Source organism: Pedobacter sp. 10L46_2 (genome assembly GCF_056395165.1).
Map to the genome: position 1 here is coordinate 1 of NZ_JBFTIZ010000547.1, position 779 is coordinate 779.

1 protein-coding gene is annotated in these 779 nt (G+C 40.1%); it reads right to left on the minus strand.

What is annotated here, in order from left to right:
• Nucleotides 1-369: DUF58 domain-containing protein (locus AC1DDX_RS27685; RefSeq protein WP_477623071.1), on the minus strand; the 369-nt coding region annotated here is incomplete at its 3' end.
• Between the last annotated feature and the right edge of the window lie 410 nt (nt 370-779).

Consider the following 779-nt stretch of genomic DNA (forward strand, 5'->3'; position numbering starts at 1 on the left):
CAATACACCTACCTTATCATTGATCTGTATAGCAGAAAATGCCAGCACGGCACATACCTCGGTAGCAAGTTCTTGATTTTGCTGGGTCTGCGTTCCGAAATTCTTAGACCCGCTAACATCAACAAGTAACATCACTGTCATCTCCCTTTCTTCGTCAAACACCTTTACATAAGGGTGATTAAAACGGGCAGTAACATTCCAGTCGATGGTACGAATCTCGTCACCCATCTGGTATTCCCTGACTTCACTAAAGGCCATACCCCGGCCTTTAAATGCCGATTGATATTCTCCCGAGAAGATCTGATTACTTAACCCACGGGTTTTAATTTCAATCTTTCTTACTTTTTTTAAGAGATCTTTGGTATCCATAAGCTATGGTACTTCTACTGCATTCAATATTCCTGTAATGATGGTTTCTGTATTAATATCTTCCGCCTCAGCCTCATAGGTCAAACCTATTCTATGTCTTAAAACATCATGGCAAACAGCTCTTACATCTTCTGGAATCACATATCCTCTTCTTTTTATAAAAGCATAGGCTTTTGAAGCCAAGGCAAGATTTATGCTTGCGCGTGGTGAGGCTCCAAAACTGATCAGGTTTTTATAATCTGCCAGTTTATATTGATCCGGGTAACGGGTAGCAAAAACGATATCGATAATATATTGCTCAATTTTTTCATCCATATATACTTCCCTTACAACCTTCCTTGCTCTGATGATATCATCAGGATGTAGGATAGCTTTTGGTTTTGGCATTCCCTGAGGGGCAATATTTGCTC